Source organism: Pectobacterium colocasium (genome assembly GCF_020181655.1).
Classification (GTDB): domain Bacteria; phylum Pseudomonadota; class Gammaproteobacteria; order Enterobacterales; family Enterobacteriaceae; genus Pectobacterium; species Pectobacterium colocasium.
On the sequence record NZ_CP084032.1, the window covers coordinates 2,343,526 to 2,362,289 of the forward strand.

Here is an 18,764-nt window from a genome sequence, read left to right on the forward strand (position 1 = left end):
TGCAGGTTTCTTGATTGACTATGTTGAATTAAAAAAACCGGCCTTGGTGCTGGGATTTTTACATGTGCCTGTCAGAACCGCAGTTCCGTCTCAATCACCAGTTTACCGCGCTCAACGGTGACGATAACAGGCTGTCCGGTGTTAAAACCGAGGTCTTCGAGCCACTTCTATGCAGCGGTAAACGACGGCAGCCTATTGTTGTGGGATACGGCGAAGCAGGTGCAGGACATCGCCACGCTGAGCCGTGACGTTGAGCATGCGAACAACGCGCTCAGCCCGATCTTTAACAAAGAGAAAGAGCAGAAACGCCTGAAACAGGCGCAGCTGATTGGTGAAATCGGCGCGCAGGTGATGGATATCGTGCGCACGGAAGGCGAGCTGAAAGCGCAGAAAGCCGCGGAGGCCAAGGGCGATGCCACCGTCAAACGTCCGCAGGACGGTGATTCGGCGCAGGAATGGGAAGTCTATAAAAAGGCGCTGACGGAATCGCCGACCTACAAAGCCGAGATGCAGAAATACGGCACGGGCAGCGACTTCCAGCGCGCGGCACAGGCGGCGACGGCGGCGATTCAGGCCCTGGCGGGCGGGGACATCCAGAAAGCGATAGCCAGCGGTGCATCACCGTATCTGGCGCAACTGGTGAAAGACGTCACGCTACCGAAGGATGAAAGCAAAATCACGGCGTCGGATATCGCGGCCAACGCGATGGCGCACGCAGTGGTGGGGGCTGTAGTTGCCCAGTTGTCGGGTCAGGATGCAGCCGCGGGGGCCATCGGTGCCTCCAGCGGTGAACTGGCTGCCCGTGCGATTATGGCGGAGCAATACCCGGGCAAGACGGCAAACGACCTGACGGAAGAGGAAAAGCAGTCGGTCAGCGCGCTTTCCACGCTGGCCTCCGGGCTGATATCCGGTCTGGCGAGCAACAGCACGGCCTCCGCCGCCAGCGGCGCGCAGTCCGGGCGTAATGCGGTGGAGAATAACGCTTTGGGGGCAGATGCCGGAACAGCATTTGGGTTCTGGTTCGGCAAAAACGACGAATGCGGTACTGCCTGTAAGGCAGAGATTGCGAAAGGGATCGCTGAAGGCAATCTCGTAGTATCAGCCGGTGTAGCTGGCGTTGCCGGTGGTGCAATGATTGTGGGCGCAACCCCAGAAATTGCAGCGTTGGCAAAAGCGGCACTGGAAGGATGTAAGGCAGCGCCGACGATTTGTCTGAACAATGCCGGATTGCAGGTAGCGGAAGCTGTTACACCGGGAGGTGTCGGGGCTGCTGGAGCTATCGGGGTTGGTAAAACTGTTGCAGAAGCAACGGTGGCTAAGGCTGAAGCTGTGGCAGCTAATGCAGCAAGAAATGCTAACAATGCTGCTAGTTATGCTGGCTTGAAAATGGACTTAAAAACAACTGAAGCAGCCAATGAGGTTGTGGAAAGTTTACGTAGTACAGGGCAATTGCCTCAAAATTACGTAAATAAAGCACAAGCCAGGGCTAACGGGTGGAAGCCTGGAAAAGCCTTAAATAATACGAATCCTGATAGTCAGTTAGGGGGAGACATCTTTGAAAACTCAAATAATTTATTACCTTCTGTACCGGGTAGGGTGTGGCAGGAAGCAGATATAGGATTAAAAAATACTATGTCGAGAAGTAACCAGCCGGGGACAAGATTATTATATTCAAATGATGGGTTGCTCTATATCACAACAGATCACTACGAGACGGCGACCTCAATAGGTAAATGGAAGTAAATATGAATGAAATAATTTTAGATGGTGCAAGTATCGAAACCGAGCCTGACTTCCATAAGGCTATGTCTGATTTATTAGATTTTGGCCCTTATTATGGGCGAAATTTAGATGCCCTTAGGGATCGTTTAAGCAATGATGTAGAACGTCCAGTAAAAATAATTTGGATAAACTCTGGTTATTCAAAAAGTTGTCTTGGTGATTGCTTTAATAAAATTGTCCAAATCTTCGAACAGACAAAGCAACAAGACATTCGGTTTAATTGGGATGAGAAATTTGACTATATCCTAAAGTAAAAAAAATTCCGGCCCTTAAAAAGGCCGGGATTTTTTTGCCTGTCATTCAGCCACAATGCGTATCAGCAACTGACCGTGCTCAACACTCACTGTTACCGCCGTATCCGTGCCAAATCCTGCGGCTTCCAGCCAGTTGCCGGTAAGGTGCAGGCTGGGGCTGCGACTGTAATAGCGCGTCATATCGTTGCGGTCGGCGTGACGACGGCTGACATAGCCGACCTTCAGGTGTCGTAATGCTTGGGGTGTGTCGGGTTCTGACTTATGATGCTGCTTAGCCATAGTAACTACCTCAATGCGGCGAAAGGGCGGGAAACCGGCACGGGCAACAGCTGGTCAGAAACCACGGTGGATGCGGGTAACCACGTCACGCTGAAAAGCGAGCGCGACACGCGGCTGACTGGCGCGCAGGTAAACGGCGAGCGCATTGATGTCGATGCCGGACGCAATCTGCTGCTGCAAAGTCAGCAGGACAGCGAGCGTTATGATTCCAGACAGGTGAGCGGCTCGGCGGGCGGCAGCTTTACCTGGGGCAGCGGAGGTGGCAGCGGCTATATCAGCCTCAGCAAAGACAGGATGCACAGCAATTATGACAGCGTGCAGCAGCAGACCGGGCTCTTTGCGGGTAAAGACGGCTTTGGTATACAGACCGGTGAACATACCCAGCTTGACGCTGCGGTCATTGGCTCCACTGCCAGCGCCGAGAAAAACCGGCTGGACACGGGGACGCTGGGCTGGAGCGGGCTCAGCAACAAAGCCGAATTCAAGGTGGAGCACAGCGGCGCCGGGTTCAGTGCCAGCCCGTCCCTGAACGGCAGTATGCTGTCGACGCTGGCGATGAACGTGCCGTCGGCGCTGATGTCGCTGGGGAGCCGCGGCAATGCGTCCAGCACCACCTATGCGGCGGTGAGCGACGGCACGTTGTTGTTGCGGGACACGGCGAAACAGGTGCAGGATATCACCACGCTGAGCCGTGACGTTGAACATGCGAACAACGCGCTCAGCCCGATCTTTAACAAAGAGAAAGAGCAGAAACGCCTGAAACAGGCGCAGCTGATTGGTGAAATCGGCGCGCAGGTGATGGATATCGTGCGCACGGAAGGCGAGCTGAAAGCGCAGAAAGCCGCGGAGGCCAAGGGCGATGCCACCGTCAAACGTCCGCAGGACGGTGATTCGGCGCAGGAATGGGAAGTCTATAAAAAGGCGCTGACGGAATCGCCGACCTACAAGGCCGAGATGCAGAAATACGGCACGGGCAGCGACTTCCAGCGTGCGGCACAGGCGGCCACGGCGGCGATTCAGGCACTGGCGGGCGGGGACATCCAGAAAGCGATAGCCAGCGGGGCGTCACCGTATCTGGCGCAACTGGTGAAAGACGTCACGCTACCGAAGGATGAAAGCAAAATCACGGCATCGGATATCGCAGCCAATGCGATGGCGCATGCGGTGGTGGGGGCGGTGGTCGCCCAGCTGTCGGGTCAGGATGCAGCCGCGGGGGCCATCGGTGCCTCCAGCGGTGAACTGGCTGCCCGCGCCATCATGGCGGAGCAATACCCGGGCAAGACGGCAAACGACCTGACGGAAGAAGAAAAGCAGTCGGTCAGCGCGCTTTCCACGCTGGCCTCCGGGCTGATATCCGGTCTGGCGAGCAACAGCACGGCCTCCGCCACCAGCGGCGCACAGTCCGGGCGTAATGCGGTTGAGAATAACTTCTTCGGCAAAGCGCTGGTTGAAGGGTGTGCGATAGCGGCACCATGCCGAACCAAGGTTGCTGAAAAGTTACTTGAACTCGGCGTGAAAGCGGGCATTACCGGTGTTGTAGCGAAGGAAATCGCGGACAATCTCTCGTCGGAAGAGCTGGATCATCTCATCAGACTGAACATGATGGGTAATGATGAGATCACCGTGAAGTATCTGAACTCGCTTCAGGATAAGTACGGTTCTGACAATGCTTCTAATCCGAATCTCGGTAAGGCTCTGACTAACGAGCAGAAAGCTGAACTTGGCGGTTCAGGATCAGGTACACCGGGCGGTTGGGAACCTCAGGATGAAGAGAATGCCCGTAATAATGATTCTTCATCAGACCCTAAAAGCAGATCACAGTATGAACAATATGTGGATTCGTTACGTGCATCAATGGAAAAGCCCAATGTTAAGGATGATAATCTTAAAAACATAATCAATGATTTATATAGGCCAAATGCCAAAGTTGGTAGTGGAAGTACTGCGGATGCTGTTCGCTATGAATTAGCTACGGGCGAAAAAGTTGGCGGAAGGGGGCATGTTGAAAAAGCGCAAACATACTCCAAGGCTCTTCAAGATTGGTTGAATAAAAATCCTCAAGCCTCTTCAAGTGATAGAGCTGCGGCGGAAAACGTTCTGAAAGATATGCAAAATGCTCTTAAGGGTAAGAAGTGATGGATAAGTATGTTAATGAGTATCTGAGTATCTTTACTCAGAAGTCGGAATATATAAAAAATGAAGTAAATAAGAGTGTCGAATATTGGTACCCAGATCCTCCGCCGACAATTTTATTATTTTCGCTAGTAGGTAAAGCGCTAGTGAGCCAATTAGCCTCATTAGAGCAGTCAGATAAATCAATTTTTTTCCAGCACATCGAAACCGGAATAGTGTCAGATAATGATGATTTGGCAACGGCGGTAGCAACTGGTCTTATTGAATCTTTAGTTACAGCCACCGATGAAAATGAGTCTGTGTGGAAAGAAGTTGAAAGTTGTCTCCATACTGAATCAAAAAAGCACGCGCTATCGTGGAAAAATTTTGGGCAGTAATAGAATTTACCTGACTCAATAAAAGTAATCGTAAAAATCCCGGCCCCTAAAAAGGCCGGTTTTTTTTGCCTGTCTGTCATTCAGTCACAATACGGATCAGCAGTTGCCCCTGTCCAACGGTGACAATCACCGGGGTATCGGTCCCAAATCCCGCAGCTTCCAGCCAGTTGCCGGTAAGGTGCAGGCTGGGGCTGGGGCTGGGGCTGGGGCTGCGGCTGTAATAGCGCGTCATATCATTGCGGTCTGCGTGGCGACGGCTGACATAGCCGACCTTCAGGTGTCGTAATGCTTGGGGTGTGGCGGGTTCTGACTTATGATGCTGCTTAGCCATAGTAACTACCTCAATGCGGCGAAAGGGCGGGAAACCGGCACGGGCAACAGCTGGTCAGAAACCACGGTGGATGCGGGTAACCACGTCACGCTGAAAAGCGAGCGCGACACGCGGCTGACTGGCGCGCAGGTGAACGGCAAGCGCATTGATGTTGATGCCGGACGTAACCTGCTGCTGCAAAGTCAGCAGGACAGCGAGCGTTATGATTCTAAACAGGTTAGCGGGTCGGCGGGCGGCAGCTTTACCTGGGGCGGCGGAGGTGGCAGTGGCTATATCAGCCTCAGCAAAGACAAGATGCACAGCAATTATGACAGCGTGCAGCAGCAGACCGGGCTCTTTGCGGGTAAAGACGGCTTTGGTATAAAGACCGGTGAGCACACCCAGCTTGACGCCGCGGTCATTGGCTCCACCGCCAGCGCCGAGAAAAATCGGCTGGACACGGGGACGCTGGGCTGGAGCGGGCTCAGCAACAAAGCCGAGTTCAAGGTGGAGCACAGCGGCGCCGGGTTCAGTGCCAGCCCGTCCCTGAACGGCAGTATGCTGTCGACGCTGGCGATGAACGTGCCGTCGGCGCTGATGTCGCTGGGGAGCCGCGGCAATGCGTCCAGCACCACCTATGCGGCAGTGAGCGACGGCACATTGTTGTTGCGGGACACGGCGAAGCAGGTGCAGGATATCACCACGCTGAGCCGTGACGTTGAGCACGCGAACAACGCGCTCAGCCCGATCTTTAACAAAGAGAAAGAGCAGAAACGCCTGAAACAGGCGCAACTGATTGGTGAAATCGGCGCGCAGATGATGGATATCGTGCGCACGGAAGGCGAGCTGAAGGCGCAGAAAGCCGTGGAAGCTAAGGGCGACGCCAAAGTCAAACGTCCGCAGGACGGTGATTCGGCGCAGGAATGGGAAGTCTATAAAAAGGCGCTGACGGAATCGCCGACCTACAAGGCCGAGATGCAGAAATACGGCACGGGCAGCGACTTCCAGCGCGCGGCACAGGCGGCCACGGCGGCAATTCAGGCGCTGGCGGGCGGGGACATCCAGAAAGCGATAGCCAGCGGGGCGTCGCCGTACCTGGCGCAACTGGTGAAAGATGTCACGCTACCGAAGGATGAAAGCAAAATCACGGCGTCGGATATCGCGGCCAACGCGATGGCGCACGCAGTGGTGGGGGCGGTGGTCGCCCAGCTGTCGGGTCAGGATGCAGCCGCGGGGGCCATCGGTGCCTCCAGCGGTGAACTGGCTGCCCGCGCCATCATGGCGGAGCAATACCCGGGCAAGACGGCAAACGACCTGACGGAAGCGGAAAAGCAGTCGGTCAGCGCGCTTTCCACGCTGGCCTCCGGGCTCTTGTCTGGTCTGGCGAGCAACAGCACTGCCACCGCCGCCAGCGGCGCACAGTCCGGGCGTAATGCGGTGGAGAATAACTTCCTCAGTAGTTCCGATATCACGACGTTCCTTGAGAAGTACGCTAAAGCTAAGACAGAAGAGGAAAAAGAAAAGCTCCGTGAAGAACTGAAGCAAAAGGATGCCGAGCAGCAGGCCCAGGCTCAGGCAACCGGAATTTCGGTCAATGACCAGAAAGCCGAACTGGAAAAGCTGAAAGCGCTGATGGCGTCACCGGATTGCAGTGCGGAATGTCGGTCACTGGTAGCTTACTCAATATCTCAGCTTGAACCGGTAGCCAATGATACCCAATTGCATAAGGATAATCTTGCAAAGGCTGGGCTGGTTGCGGTTATCTTCGGGATTACTGACAGAATATCGTCAGGAGCAGGAAAAGCGAAATCGCAGGAGGTGTCTGCAACTGCAAAAGCGGAAAAATCCGCACTTGATGATATTTTACAAGGAGAAAATCAGGCAGCAAAAAACACCGCTACTAATAATTTTGAAGTCAAAAAACTTCCTGATGCTAATGGGAAAAATCACATCACTGCTGTAAAAGGTGATGCAACAATACCCGTCGATAAGATTGAACTGTATATGCGTGGTAAAGCATCTGGTGATCTTGAGTCTTTGCAAAAAGAATATAATTTGTTAAAAGATGCAAAAATTAGTAGCCAAAAAGAATTTGCAAAAGATCCAAGTAATGCAGTTAAACTAAAGCAACTATCGGACCAAATTCATAATATAGAAAGATCGCGTGATATGGATCGTGTTCTCAATAATGCAGGTATATCTAATACATCGGCAAATAACAACATGATAATGGATAAGTTATTGGACTCAGCACAGAGTGCTACACCTTCAAGCAGACAAACATCTGTTGTTGTCTCAGGGCCTAACGGTAGCGTAAGGGTTTATGCTACATGGACAATATTACCTGATGGCACAAAAAGACTTTCAACTGTTAATACGGGAGCATTCAAATGATGATGAGTCCAAATAAACCAGAACTCAAAGAGCTATTTGATGGACTAAACAGTTACCTAACATATGGTTATGTTAATGAGCTTTCGCCCGAAGATCCTGCGAAAGATGCATTTGATTATCTCAATGCTCTTTATTTAGCTAATCAACATGAAGGGCTCGTTTTTTGCAAGCTAATCTTGGAGTCAGAAATATTATATAATGACTTCCTGAGATCAACTTGTTTATCGTATTTACTATTGTCAGAGAGTGATTGGCAATATTCTTTTTCATTTTTGCTTGAAAATAGTAAAGCTTTATCAGTTCCGTTACTGAAAGAGGCTCTATTCTATTTTTACTGCGCAAAGAATGAGACAGATCCTTATCCTGTACCAGATGGTTTATTCAAAAAGCTAATGGCAAGATATGAGGAATTGAAAGATGATCCTGATGCGAAATTTTATCATCTTCATGAAACGTACAACGATTTTTTAAAATCTTACTCGTTGAATAATTAGAACAATCCCGGCCCCGCGCCGGGATCGTTGTATTTATCGGTCATAACCGTAGCTCAGTCTCAATCACCAGCCGCCCGTGCTCAACGGTGACAGTCACCGGCGTATCCGTCCCAAATCCTGCGGCTTCCAGCCAGTGGCCGGTAAGGTGCAGGCTGGGGCTGCGGCTGTAATAGCGCGTTATATCGTTGCGGTCGGCGTGGCGACGGCTGACATAGCCGACCTTCAGGTGTCGTAATGCTTGGGGTGTGGCGGGTTCTGACTTATGATGCTGCTTAGCCATAGTAACTACCTCAATGCGGCGAAAGGGCGGGAAACCGGGACGGGCAACAGCTGGTCAGAAACCACGGTGGATGCGGGTAACCACGTCACGCTGAAAAGCGAACGTGATACGCGACTGACTGGCGCGCAGGTAAACGGCGAGCGCATTGATGTTGATGCCGGGCGTAACCTGCTGCTGCAAAGTCAGCAGGACAGCGAGCGTTATGATTCCAGACAGGTTAGCGGGTCGGCGGGCGGCAGCTTTACCTGGGGCGGCGGAGGTGGCAGCGGCTATATCAGCCTCAGCAAAGACAGGATGCACAGCAATTATGACAGCGTGCAGCAGCAGACCGGGCTCTTTGCGGGCAAAGACGGCTTTGGTATAAAGACCGGTGAGCATACCCAGCTTGACGCTGCGGTCATTGGCTCTACTGCCAGCGCCGATAAAAACCGGCTGGACACGGGGACGCTGGGCTGGAGCGGGCTCAGCAACAAAGCCGAGTTCAAGGTGGAGCACAGCGGCGCCGGGTTCAGCGCCAGCCCGTCCCTGAACGGCAGCCTGCTCTCGACGCTGGCGATGAATGTGCCGTCGGCGCTGATGGCGCTGGGTAGCCGCGGCAATGCGTCCAGCACCACCTATGCGGCGGTGAGTGACGGCACGTTGTTGTTGCGGGATACGGCGAAGCAGGTGCAGGATATCACTACGCTGAGTCGTGACGTTGAGCACGCGAACAACGCGCTCAGCCCGATCTTTAACAAAGAGAAAGAGCAGAAACGCCTGAAACAGGCGCAGCTGATTGGTGAGATTGGCGCGCAGATGATGGATATCGTGCGCACGGAAGGCGAGCTGAAGGCGCAGAAAGCGGCGGAAGCTAAAGGTGATGCCAAAGTCAAACGTCCGCAGGACGGTGATTCGGCGCAGGAATGGGAAGTCTATAAAAAGGCGCTGACGGAATCGCCGACCTACAAGGCCGAGATGCAGAAATACGGCACGGGCAGCGACTTCCAGCGTGCGGCACAGGCAGCCACTGCGGCGATTCAGGCACTGGCGGGCGGGGACATCCAGAAAGCGATTGCCAGCGGTGCATCACCGTATCTGGCACAGCTGGTGAAGGATGTCACGCTACCGAAGGATGAAAGCAAAATCACGGCGTCGGATATCGCGGCGAACGCAATGGCGCACGCGGTGGTGGGGGCGGTGGTCGCGCAACTGTCGGGTCAGGATGCAGCGGCGGGGGCCATCGGTGCCTCCAGCGGTGAACTGGCCGCCCGCGCCATCATGGCGGAGCAATACCCGGGCAAGACGGCAAACGACCTGACGGAAGAGGAAAAGCAGTCGGTCAGCGCGCTTTCCACGCTGGCCTCCGGGCTGATATCCGGTCTGGCGAGCAACAGCACGGCCACCGCCGCCAGCGGCGCACAGTCCGGGCGTAATGCGGTGGAGAATAATCTTTTTGGTTTTGACTCAAAGAGCACGCCACAGGGGCTAAGAGATTTTGGGCAGTCGGCAACGTCGTTGTACACCAATACCAACCTGACGGATGAAAACGGTAATGTTCTTAATCCGATAACAGAAGAAGAACGGCAGTATGCGATGCACAGGTTAGTGACGGGTGTCATGCCGGAAGGGCAGGATATCTCGAAAGCTATCGTGAATGGATATACGAATGGTGTGTTGATTGCAGGTGCGTGGTATCTGGGGCCGGCGGCGTCAGTGGCTAAAGTTGTTGGTGGGGCGATAATCGGGGAAATTGCAAACGGTACCTATCAGTGGTTCGATATTAACAGTGAGAAGAACCAGAGTCTGCCTGTATATCAGCAAAAAACTTGGGATTATAAGGGGAGTATTTCTGCGGGAATTACAGGGGCGTTAGCTCCAGGGCGTGGAGTGTGGGCTAACTTAGGCATCGCGCAAGGAGGAGCCATATTTACTGATGGACTGGATAAAGGAGCTCTGTCTGGCACAAGTGCGGGTTGGGCGTTTGGTACAGCAGTTGGTTTAATCGCTCCGCCTTTATTTGATCCTGTTTTAGGTTCTGGTTCGGCCCCTGTAGGTGATATTATCGGTGCGATAGGCGGAGAATTTATCAGTAATGCAGTCAAGGATGAGGTTAATGAAAAGAAAAAATAAACCTACTGTAATTTTGCTGTTTCTAAGCATTACATACATGGTTTTCTGTTGTTTAATATTTTTTTCTCTCGCTTTAGTAACTGCAAAATTCGTCATTAACCATAACGTGAGTATTGAACAATCAGATCTTAAACATATTTTAGTTACCAGCGTTATTGCAGGAACAGCTGCGGCCTTTAGGTCATGGATTTTTGCCAAAATAGATGAACGCAAAGCCCGTAAATCAAAGCATACTGATCCATAGTTCAAATTAGCAAAACAGCAATCCCGGTGCCTAAAACAGGTCGGGATTTTTTGTATGTCATTCAGCCAGCCACAATGTGGATCAGTAGGTTGCAGTGCCGATGGGGATTACTAGAGGGGGTATCCATGTTGACCCTTCCAGCTTCCAGCAAACTTCTAGATGGCTTGCAGTCTGCTGTTGCGGGATACGGCGAAACAGGTGCAGGATATCACCACGCTGAGCCGTGACGTTGAACATGCGAACAACGCGCTCAGCCCGATCTTTAACAAAGAGAAAGAGCAAAAACGCCTGAAACAGGCGCAGCTGATTGGTGAAATCGGCGCGCAGGTGATGGATATCGTGCGCACGGAAGGCGAGCTGAAGGCGCAGAAAGCCGCGGAAGCCAAGGGCGACGCCACCGTCAAACGTCCGCAGGACGGTGATTCGGCGCAGGAATGGGAAGTCTATAAAAAGGCGCTGACGGAATCGCCGACCTACAAAGCCGAGATGCAGAAATACGGCACGGGCAGTGATTTCCAGCGCGCGGCACAGGCGGCCACGGCGGCGATTCAGGCGCTGGCGGGCGGGGACATTCAGAAAGCGATTGCCAGCGGGGCATCACCGTATCTGGCGCAACTGGTGAAAGATGTCACGCTACCGAAGGATGAAAGCAAAATCACGGCGTCGGATATCGCGGCGAACGCGATGGCGCATGCGGTGGTGGGGGCGGTGGTCGCCCAACTGTCGGGTCAGGATGCGGCGGCGGGGGCCATCGGTGCCTCCAGCGGTGAACTGGCTGCCCGTGCGATTATGGCGGAGCAATACCCGGGCAAGACGGCAAATGACCTGACGGAAGAGGAAAAGCAGTCGGTCAGCGCGCTTTCCACGCTGGCCTCCGGGCTCTTGTCTGGTCTGGCGAGCAACGGCACGGCCACCGCCGCCAGCGGCGCACAGTCCGGGCGTAATGCGGTGGAGAATAACTATCTGAGCAGCACGGAGAAGAGCCGCCAGACAGAGCTGAACCACAAACAGAGTCTCACACCGGAGGAACAGAAAGAGCGTGATGCGCTGAACCGTAAGGATGCGGAAACCAGTAAAGCACTGATTGATGCCTGTATGGGGGGTAGCGCAGATGCCTGTACCGCAGCGCGTCAGGATGCGTTGGAGAAACAGGATACCTATCAGAATCTGAGTTACCAGAATCCGAAGGAAGCACAAAAAGGTTATCAGCAGATACAGCAGTTGCTGAGTGGCACCAGTGCAGAAGCGATACAGACGCAGGAGCTTTTTAACGGTATGGTGGCTGCGTATATGCGCACTGGTATGACCGAAGAAGCCGCGAAATCGGCTGTGGGTTATCAGCTTGGCACGATGTATATCATTGGTGGTATTGCCGGTATTGGTTCCGGAAAAGCGGTTGAAGGTTCTTTAACTGACAAAAATTCCACAGTGAAAGAAAATGTAGGAATAAAGCCTACAGTGACAGCAGAACTGGAAGCAAATGGTCAAAAATTTAAAGATACAAATCAAACGGCAAGACCGGCAGAGCAGGCAAATAAAAATGAACCTACACTGATAGCAGACAGAATAGCTTCGAAAGAACAAAGCTTGATAGATAAGGGAAAAACAAACAACTTACCTCTACCAAACAGTAGTATGGCTAATGCTCATGCTGAAATAGGTGTTATACAACAAGCTTATAATGCAGGTAAAACTCAAAATGCTAATCTGACTATTAATGTAGCGGGCAAAGACGTTTGTAGTTATTGCAGAGGCGATATAGCCGCCGCAGCTCAAGCTTCTGGGGCAAAATCGGTCACGATAAATGCCGTTGATGATAAAACAGGGTTACCTAAAACTTATGTATGGGAATCTGGCATGAAATCAATAAAGGAAATCAATAGGTAATGATAAATTTTGAGCTGGGCGGATATTATTTAGACTATGGTAGGCGTGTGCAACTACCTTTAATAGTACAGCCATCAGTAGTTCAAATAATGAATTATCTAGGTGTGTTGAAAAACCACAACGGAATATTGGTTCTTGATAATGATCAAGAGGATAACCATAGCCCTTATAAAATGACATTATATTCTGATAGTGGAATTTACATGATATTACTTGAAACAAGTATGGATGATGATGTAGATGTCAGAACGTTTTATAATCAATCTGAGTCTAGGGGTTTTATATCAATACTTGGCGAATCATATTCAGAAGTATCAACAGTTAAAGAATTTTCTCAGGTTATAGAAGCGTTTAAAGAGTTTTATGAAACTGGTGATGTTAGTAGGGAATTATTAGGTTAACTTTTTAAAATCCCGGCCTCTCAAAAAGGCCGGGATTTTTGTTGCCTGTCATTCAGTCACAATACGTATCAGCAGTTGCCCCTGTTCAACGGTGACAATCACCGGGGTATCTGTCCCAAATCCCGCAGCTTCGAGCCAGTTGCCGGTAAGGTGCAGGCTGGGGCTGCGGCTGTAATAGCGCGTCATATCATTGCGGTCTGCGTGGCGACGGCTGACATAGCCGACCTTCAGGTGTCGTAATGCTTGGGGTGTGTCGGGTTCTGACTTATGATGCTGCTTAGCCATAGCAACTACCTCAATGCGGCGAAAGGACGCGAAACCGGGACGGGCAACAGTTGGTCAGAAACCACGGTGGATGCGGGTAACCACGTCACGCTGAAAAGCGAGCGCGACACGCGGCTGACTGGCGCGCAGGTAAACGGCGAGCGCATTGATGTCGATGCCGGACGCAATCTGCTGCTGCAAAGTCAGCAGGACAGCGAGCGTTATGATTCCAGACAGGTGAGCGGCTCGGCGGGCGGCAGCTTTACCTGGGGCGGCGGAGGTGGCAGCGGCTATATCAGCCTCAGCAAAGACAGGATGCACAGCAATTATGACAGCGTGCAGCAGCAGACCGGGCTCTTTGCGGGTAAAGACGGCTTTGGTATACAGACCGGTGAACATACCCAGCTTGACGCTGCGGTCATTGGCTCTACTGCCAGCGCCGAGAAAAACCGGCTGGACACGGGGACGCTGGGCTGGAGCGGGCTCAGCAACAAAGCCGAATTCAAGGTGGAGCACAGTGGTATCGGCCTCAGTGCCAGTCCCTCGATGAGCGGCAGCCTGCTCTCGACGCTGGCGATGAACGTGCCGTCGGCGCTGATGTCGCTGGGGAGCCGCGGCAATGCGTCCAGCACCACCTATGCGGCAGTGAGCGACGGCACGTTGTTGTTGCGGGATACGGCGAAGCAGGTGCAGGATATCACTACGCTGAGCCGTGACGTTGAGCACGCGAACAACGCGCTCAGCCCGATCTTTAACAAAGAGAAAGAGCAGAAACGCCTGAAACAGGCGCAGCTGATTGGTGAGATTGGCGCGCAGGTGATGGATATCGTGCGCACGGAAGGCGAGCTGAAAGCGCAGAAAGCCGCGGAAGCTAAAGGCGATGCCACTGTCAAACGCCCGCAGGACGGTGATTCGGCGCAGGAATGGGAAGTCTATAAAAAGGCGCTGACGGAATCGCCGACCTACAAAGCCGAGATGCAGAAATACGGCACGGGCAGCGACTTCCAGCGCGCGGCACAGGCGGCGACGGCGGCGATTCAGGCGCTGGCGGGCGGGGACATCCAGAAAGCGATTGCCAGCGGGGCGTCACCGTATCTGGCACAGCTGGTGAAGGACGTCACGCTACCGAAGGATGAAAGCAAAATCACGGCGTCGGATATCGCGGCGAACGCGATGGCGCATGCGGTGGTGGGGGCGGTGGTCGCGCAACTGTCGGGTCAGGATGCGGCGGCGGGGGCCATCGGTGCCTCCAGCGGTGAACTGGCTGCCCGCGCCATCATGGCGGAGCAATACCCGGGCAAGACGGCAAACGACCTGACGGAAGAAGAAAAGCAGTCGGTCAGCGCGCTTTCCACGCTGGCCTCCGGGCTGATATCCGGTCTGGCGAGCAACAGCACGGCCTCCGCCGCCAGCGGCGCGCAGTCCGGGCGTAATGCGGTGGAGAATAACTATCTGAGTGCCGATCAGATAGAAGATTTTGCGGCGAGGGCTAAGGGTTGTGAAGCTCGCGGTGATTGTAAGCAGATCGTGAAAGAAATGGAGGACTTGAGCCTCAATCAACAGAAAGAAATGATTGCGGTTTGTGCTTCTGATGCTTCGGCTTGTAAAGAGAAATATGGTGATATTCCAGCTAACGGAATGCTGGTTCGCGAAGCTCTGGATCGCTTGTTTGATGCTGATGTTCCATCACAGATGAAGAATGATATCTCTTCATTCTGGGCGCAGCAGATGGAGGCGGAAGGTGTCGTATCAGGTACCGAGTTCGCTCAAGGGTTGCAAAGCCGATATGGAATTGATAAACAGCAGTCGGAAATTCTTGCAGGAGCTATTCTGGGGGCTGTTACTGGTGGAATGGGTAAAGGTGGTAAAACTTCGGAAAGTTCTGTTAAAAATCCGGTTAGATTCATTGAAGGAGTGACAGTAAAAGATATTAAGACTGGACAAACTTTTAGTGGGACAGTTGATTTAAAACCCACTTTAGATCGTATTGCTAACGGTGGATCATACCCACATAGAAATGATGGCACTGTTTTCAAAAACCTGCCAGACAGGGGAACAGGTAAAATAGGGCTTCCTTCACAACCTATTGGGTACTATAAAGAGTATGTTCATCCTACCCCGAATATATCTGGGCCTGGGCCTCAAAGAATTATTGTTGGACAGAGCGGTGAAGCGTATTATACGAATGACCACTATAAAACATTTATAAAAATAAGGTAATGCGATGATGACTGATAATGATGTAGAGTCATTTTTTAAATTCAAGTCCCCCTCCGTGTCATATGACACAGGAGAGGTTTTTTTTGTAAGGCTTGATCCATTGATTTCAAGTGCAGATGAACTTTTAAAATCAATGTATTATTTGTTATGGTTTCCTGGATATTTTGGTTTCAATTGGAATTCATTATATGATTGTCTTCGTGATTTTGAATGGATTAGTTACACTAAAATAGTTATCGAACATGATTCATTGCCTAACATTCCTGATTTTGAATTGAAGATCTATCTTGAAATACTTAGGGATGCTGTTATTGATTGGAATGGAGATGAACTTCATCAATTGGAAGTTGTATTTGATGAAAAAGATAGAGTGCGGATTTACAATATTATTGTGAAAAATTAAATGTTATTTTTTTGTTTTAAAAATAAATTTTAATGGAAAGTACAGGAGAAGGAATTTTTGTATTGATCTCCTCCCAATATCGGTGCCAAGATAAATCAGAGATCCGGGCCTTTTTGCAGACTTCGAACAAATTCTGCCGGAGTCTGGTTATTTAACGAAGAATGTGGCCGGTACTGATTGTATTCCTGTCGCCAGTGCTCGATCTTCGTCTGAGCATCGGCCAGGGACAGGAACCAGTGCACGTTCAGGCATTCGTCACGCAGGCTGCCGTTAAATGACTCCACAAGCGCGTTATCCGTGGGCTTTCCGGGCCGGGAGAAGTCCATCGTGACACCGTGTTCATACGCCCATTTATCCAGACTTTTCGAGATAAACTCGCTGCCGTTATCCGTCTGCAGCCTCTGCGGAACCCGCTGCTGTGTCTGCCTGATCCGTTCCATCACCGCGACCACATCGTCGCCACGAAGCCCCTGACCCACCTCGATCGCTACGCATTCACGACTAAAATTATCCACTACAGTCAGAGCGCGTATCCGCCGCCCGTTGAACAGATTATCAGCAACAAAATCCATGCTCCAGCACTGATCCACAGCGGTGACGGCCGGGCGGGCACGCCTGCGCCTGGCCGTCACGTGCCGCCGCGGGCGTTTTGCCCGCAGGTTCAGCCCTTCCAGGCAGTAAATCCGGTGGGTTTTCTTGTGGTTAACCAGCCAGCCCTCGCGCCGCAGCAGGATATGGATCCGCTGGCAGCCATAGCGTATCCGGGTTTCCGCTATTTCGCGTATCCTCCGGGTGATGGCCAGGTCATCGCGGCAGCTGCGGTAGTGGTAGACCGTCCGGCTCTGCATCATCAGCCGGCATCCCCTGCGAACCCCGATGCGGTATGCCGCCAGCAGATACTCCACCGCTTCGCGCTTCTGCACCGGTCTCAGAACTTTTTTCGGATGACGTCCTGCAGCATCTCCTTGTCCAGGCTGAGGTCGGCGACCAGCCGCTTCAGGCGGTGGTTCTCTTCCTCCAACTGGCGCAGGCGGCGCAGTTCCGTCACGCCCATGCCGCCAAATTTCTTCTTCCAGTTGTAAAACGTGGCTTCAGAAATCCCCATCTTTCTGCAGACTTCCTCCACCCGTGTGCCGGTTTCGGCCTGCTTCAGGGCAAATGCAATCTGCTCTTCGGTATAACGTGTCTTTTTCATGCCGGATGACCTCTTTTTGACGGAGAAGAAAGGCCGAAAACTCTACTTTACGCCGGTACTGAACAAAGGGAAGAGATCAATCACACTGTACTTTGATCGCCAGCCCGCCTCGTGAAGTTTCGCGGTATTTGGCGTTCATGTCTTTACCCGTTTCGTACATGGTTTCAATCACCTTATCCAACGAAACGCGAGGTTCGCTGGTGCGGCGGGTTGCCATGCGAGCGGCGTTAATCGCCTTGACGGAAGCTATGGCATTACGTTCGATGCACGGAACCTGAACCTGACCCGCAACCGGATCGCAGGTTAAGCCCAGATTGTGTTCCATGCCGATTTCGGCGGCGACGCAAACCTGTTCCGGGCTCGCGCCCATCAACTCTGCCAATCCAGCGGCGGCCATTGAGCAGGCCACGCCGACTTCACCCTGACAGCCGACTTCGGCACCGGAGATGGAAGCGTTCATTTTATACAGAATGCCAACCGCGCCTGCCGCGAGGAAATAACGGATATAAATGGTCGGGCTAACCGGTTCGATAAAGTGGTCGTAATAAGCGAGAACGGCAGGGACGATGCCGCACGCGCCGTTGGTTGGCGCAGTCACCACTCGGCCACCTGCGGCGTTTTCTTCATTTACCGCCAGCGCGAACATATTAACCCAGTCCACCACGTTCATCGGGTCGTTGGAGAGCTTATCGGAAGACACTAGCATACGACGTAGCGCAGATGCCCGACGTGGTACGCGCAGCGGGCCCGGCAACACGCCTTCGGTGTTCATACCGCGATCGATACAGGCACGCATCGTCTGCCAGATATCGGCAAAGTACGCGTCAATATCCTGACGGCTGTGCAGCGCCAGCTCGTTACGCATCACCATCCCAGAAAGCGACAGGCCACTCTGTTTACAGTGCTCCAGCATCTCTTTGGCGGAATTGAACGTATAGGGAACGGAGACGTCAGCAGCGCTGTCTTTGCCAAAATGCTCTTCATCAACGATAAAACCACCGCCGATGGAGTAATAGGTTTTGCTATAAATTTCTTTATTGCTGGCAAAGGCGGTGATGGTCATGCCGTTTTCGTGTAATGGCAGATTTTCACTGCGGAAAACCATGCCGCCTTCGCGTGGGAAATCGACTTCATGCTGCCCATTAGCCAGCAGCAGGCGTTCGCGTTGCTCAACATCGCGGATAAAGCCGGGGATGGCATCAATATCAACCGTATCCGGCATGTTGCCCGCCAGACCCATAATGATGGCGATGTCGGTGTGGTGACCTTTACCCGTTAGCGACAACGAGCCATACACATCAACGGCAATACGCGTCGTCGCGGTCAGTAAATCCTGGTTGATCAATTCATCGACAAATTGCTTACCGGCTTTCATCGGTCCAACCGTATGAGAGCTAGAGGGGCCAATACCGATCTTAAACATGTCGAAAACGCTTATCACGCGAAACTCCTCAAAGACTTAGGGCGGTATCCACCCTCTATTTTCCGATCGTCCGTGTCCGGTTCCTTCACCACAATCAGATAGTTATGCTGCGAATTATCTGGTGTTTTCGGTTCTGGCGAGACATGACCTGAATTTTGGTGGATATATACCCAAAGATTAGAATAAAACTCGTCAAATCGCGCTATTGTAGTGTGGAATATGTCGTGTGGCTTTCTTTTTCGCATGAAATAAACTTATGGCACTGCACAATTTAACTTATCTCAAATAGGTGCTAAGTCATTGTAAAATCTATCT

14 protein-coding genes and 5 pseudogenes are annotated in these 18,764 nt (G+C 52.2%); 12 read left to right on the forward strand and 7 right to left on the reverse strand.

The window, feature by feature from the left end:
- Positions 1-71: 71 nt before the first annotated feature.
- Positions 72-131 (reverse strand): annotated as a pseudogene (locus tag LCF41_RS22345) (hypothetical protein); the annotation flags it as partial.
- A gap of 7 nt (positions 132-138) precedes the next feature.
- Here LCF41_RS22345 and LCF41_RS10520 point away from each other — a divergent pair.
- Both LCF41_RS10520 and LCF41_RS10525 read left to right on the forward strand, forming a co-directional pair.
- Positions 139-1,743 (forward strand): VENN motif pre-toxin domain-containing protein, encoded by a 1,605-nt coding sequence (locus LCF41_RS10520; RefSeq protein ID WP_225087995.1) that lies wholly within the window; start codon positions 139-141, stop codon positions 1,741-1,743.
- A 2-nt stretch (positions 1,744-1,745) separates the two neighbouring features.
- On the forward strand, positions 1,746-2,036 hold the full coding sequence (locus LCF41_RS10525; RefSeq protein WP_225087996.1) for a barstar family protein: 291 nt from the start codon (positions 1,746-1,748) through the stop codon (positions 2,034-2,036).
- Between the two features lie 42 nt (positions 2,037-2,078).
- Here the strand turns inward: LCF41_RS10525 and LCF41_RS10530 are convergent, their stop codons facing one another.
- Positions 2,079-2,315 (reverse strand): SymE family type I addiction module toxin, encoded by a 237-nt coding sequence (locus LCF41_RS10530; RefSeq protein ID WP_225087997.1) that lies wholly within the window; start codon positions 2,313-2,315, stop codon positions 2,079-2,081.
- A 9-nt stretch (positions 2,316-2,324) separates the two neighbouring features.
- Here LCF41_RS10530 and LCF41_RS10535 point away from each other — a divergent pair.
- Positions 2,325-4,451: pseudogene (locus tag LCF41_RS10535) on the forward strand (hemagglutinin repeat-containing protein); the annotation flags it as partial.
- Positions 4,451-4,825, forward strand: a complete 375-nt coding sequence (locus LCF41_RS10540) for a hypothetical protein (protein ID WP_103860613.1) — start codon at positions 4,451-4,453, stop codon at positions 4,823-4,825. The pseudogene LCF41_RS10535 and the gene LCF41_RS10540, both read left to right, overlap by 1 nt.
- A 76-nt stretch (positions 4,826-4,901) precedes the next feature.
- Here the strand turns inward: LCF41_RS10540 and LCF41_RS10545 are convergent, their stop codons facing one another.
- A complete protein-coding gene (locus tag LCF41_RS10545) occupies positions 4,902-5,156 on the reverse strand; it encodes a SymE family type I addiction module toxin (RefSeq protein WP_225087998.1) in 255 nt (84 codons plus the stop codon).
- Positions 5,157-5,165: 9 nt separating this feature from the next.
- Between LCF41_RS10545 and LCF41_RS22265 the strand changes: the two are divergent.
- A pseudogene (locus LCF41_RS22265) lies at positions 5,166-7,529 on the forward strand (hemagglutinin repeat-containing protein); the annotation flags it as partial.
- Positions 7,526-8,023 carry a hypothetical protein gene (locus LCF41_RS10555; protein WP_225087999.1) on the forward strand — a complete coding sequence of 166 codons (498 nt, stop codon included), beginning with the start codon at positions 7,526-7,528 and terminating at the stop codon, positions 8,021-8,023. The pseudogene LCF41_RS22265 and the gene LCF41_RS10555, both read left to right, overlap by 4 nt.
- A 40-nt stretch (positions 8,024-8,063) precedes the next feature.
- Here LCF41_RS10555 and LCF41_RS10560 read toward each other — a convergent pair whose 3' ends face one another.
- The gene (locus LCF41_RS10560) at positions 8,064-8,303 is read right to left on the reverse strand and encodes a SymE family type I addiction module toxin (RefSeq protein ID WP_225088000.1); all 240 of its coding nucleotides are present in this window, start codon (positions 8,301-8,303) and stop codon (positions 8,064-8,066) included.
- A gap of 9 nt (positions 8,304-8,312) precedes the next feature.
- Here LCF41_RS10560 and LCF41_RS10565 point away from each other — a divergent pair.
- The 4 genes and pseudogenes from LCF41_RS10565 to LCF41_RS10580 all read left to right on the forward strand — a co-directional run.
- Positions 8,313-9,746: pseudogene (locus LCF41_RS10565) on the forward strand (hemagglutinin repeat-containing protein); the annotation flags it as partial.
- A gap of 649 nt (positions 9,747-10,395) precedes the next feature.
- Positions 10,396-10,656, forward strand: coding sequence for a hypothetical protein (locus tag LCF41_RS10570; protein WP_225088001.1), 261 nt, complete (start codon positions 10,396-10,398; stop codon positions 10,654-10,656).
- Between the two features lie 159 nt (positions 10,657-10,815).
- A complete protein-coding gene (locus LCF41_RS10575; protein WP_225088002.1) occupies positions 10,816-12,543 on the forward strand; it encodes a VENN motif pre-toxin domain-containing protein in 1,728 nt (575 codons plus the stop codon).
- A complete protein-coding gene (locus tag LCF41_RS10580) occupies positions 12,543-12,944 on the forward strand; it encodes a DUF6911 family protein (RefSeq protein ID WP_224558275.1) in 402 nt (133 codons plus the stop codon). Before LCF41_RS10575 ends, LCF41_RS10580 begins: the two co-directional genes overlap by 1 nt.
- A 48-nt stretch (positions 12,945-12,992) precedes the next feature.
- Here LCF41_RS10580 and LCF41_RS10585 read toward each other — a convergent pair whose 3' ends face one another.
- Positions 12,993-13,229, reverse strand: a complete 237-nt coding sequence (locus LCF41_RS10585) for a SymE family type I addiction module toxin (protein ID WP_225088003.1) — start codon at positions 13,227-13,229, stop codon at positions 12,993-12,995.
- 9 nt (positions 13,230-13,238) lie between these two features.
- On the opposite strand from LCF41_RS10585, the pseudogene LCF41_RS22270 reads away from it, so the two are divergent.
- Together LCF41_RS22270 and LCF41_RS10600 are read left to right on the forward strand one after the other, a co-directional pair.
- Positions 13,239-15,428, forward strand: a pseudogene (locus LCF41_RS22270) (VENN motif pre-toxin domain-containing protein); the annotation flags it as partial.
- A gap of 4 nt (positions 15,429-15,432) precedes the next feature.
- On the forward strand, positions 15,433-15,831 hold the full coding sequence (locus tag LCF41_RS10600) for a barstar family protein (RefSeq protein WP_225088004.1): 399 nt from the start codon (positions 15,433-15,435) through the stop codon (positions 15,829-15,831).
- Between the two features lie 95 nt (positions 15,832-15,926).
- On the opposite strand, the gene LCF41_RS10605 is transcribed toward LCF41_RS10600, so the two are convergent.
- Together LCF41_RS10605 and sdaA are read right to left on the reverse strand one after the other, a co-directional pair.
- Positions 15,927-17,026, reverse strand: a protein-coding gene (locus tag LCF41_RS10605; RefSeq protein WP_225088005.1) for an IS3 family transposase whose coding sequence is annotated in 2 segments (ribosomal slippage) — positions 15,927-16,765 and positions 16,765-17,026 — 1,101 coding nt in all. Because the reading frame shifts where the segments join, the coding sequence is not laid out codon by codon here.
- Between the two features lie 76 nt (positions 17,027-17,102).
- Positions 17,103-18,467 (reverse strand): L-serine ammonia-lyase, encoded by a 1,365-nt coding sequence (sdaA, locus tag LCF41_RS10610; RefSeq protein WP_225088006.1) that lies wholly within the window; start codon positions 18,465-18,467, stop codon positions 17,103-17,105.
- Positions 18,468-18,764: the final 297 nt, after the last annotated feature.

Coding starts and splice junctions, on each gene's coding strand:
- LCF41_RS10530 (WP_225087997.1), bottom strand. CDS start 2,315: ATGGCTAAGCAGCATCATAAGTCAGAACCCGACACACCCCAAGCATTA.
- LCF41_RS10600 (WP_225088004.1), top strand. CDS start 15,433: ATGATGACTGATAATGATGTAGAGTCATTTTTTAAATTCAAGTCCCCC.
- LCF41_RS10580 (WP_224558275.1), top strand. CDS start 12,543: ATGATAAATTTTGAGCTGGGCGGATATTATTTAGACTATGGTAGGCGT.
- LCF41_RS10560 (WP_225088000.1), bottom strand. CDS start 8,303: ATGGCTAAGCAGCATCATAAGTCAGAACCCGCCACACCCCAAGCATTA.
- LCF41_RS10545 (WP_225087998.1), bottom strand. CDS start 5,156: ATGGCTAAGCAGCATCATAAGTCAGAACCCGCCACACCCCAAGCATTA.
- LCF41_RS10555 (WP_225087999.1), top strand. CDS start 7,526: ATGATGATGAGTCCAAATAAACCAGAACTCAAAGAGCTATTTGATGGA.
- LCF41_RS10575 (WP_225088002.1), top strand. CDS start 10,816: ATGGCTTGCAGTCTGCTGTTGCGGGATACGGCGAAACAGGTGCAGGAT.
- LCF41_RS10585 (WP_225088003.1), bottom strand. CDS start 13,229: ATGGCTAAGCAGCATCATAAGTCAGAACCCGACACACCCCAAGCATTA.
- LCF41_RS10570 (WP_225088001.1), top strand. CDS start 10,396: ATGAAAAGAAAAAATAAACCTACTGTAATTTTGCTGTTTCTAAGCATT.
- LCF41_RS10540 (WP_103860613.1), top strand. CDS start 4,451: ATGGATAAGTATGTTAATGAGTATCTGAGTATCTTTACTCAGAAGTCG.
- LCF41_RS10525 (WP_225087996.1), top strand. CDS start 1,746: ATGAATGAAATAATTTTAGATGGTGCAAGTATCGAAACCGAGCCTGAC.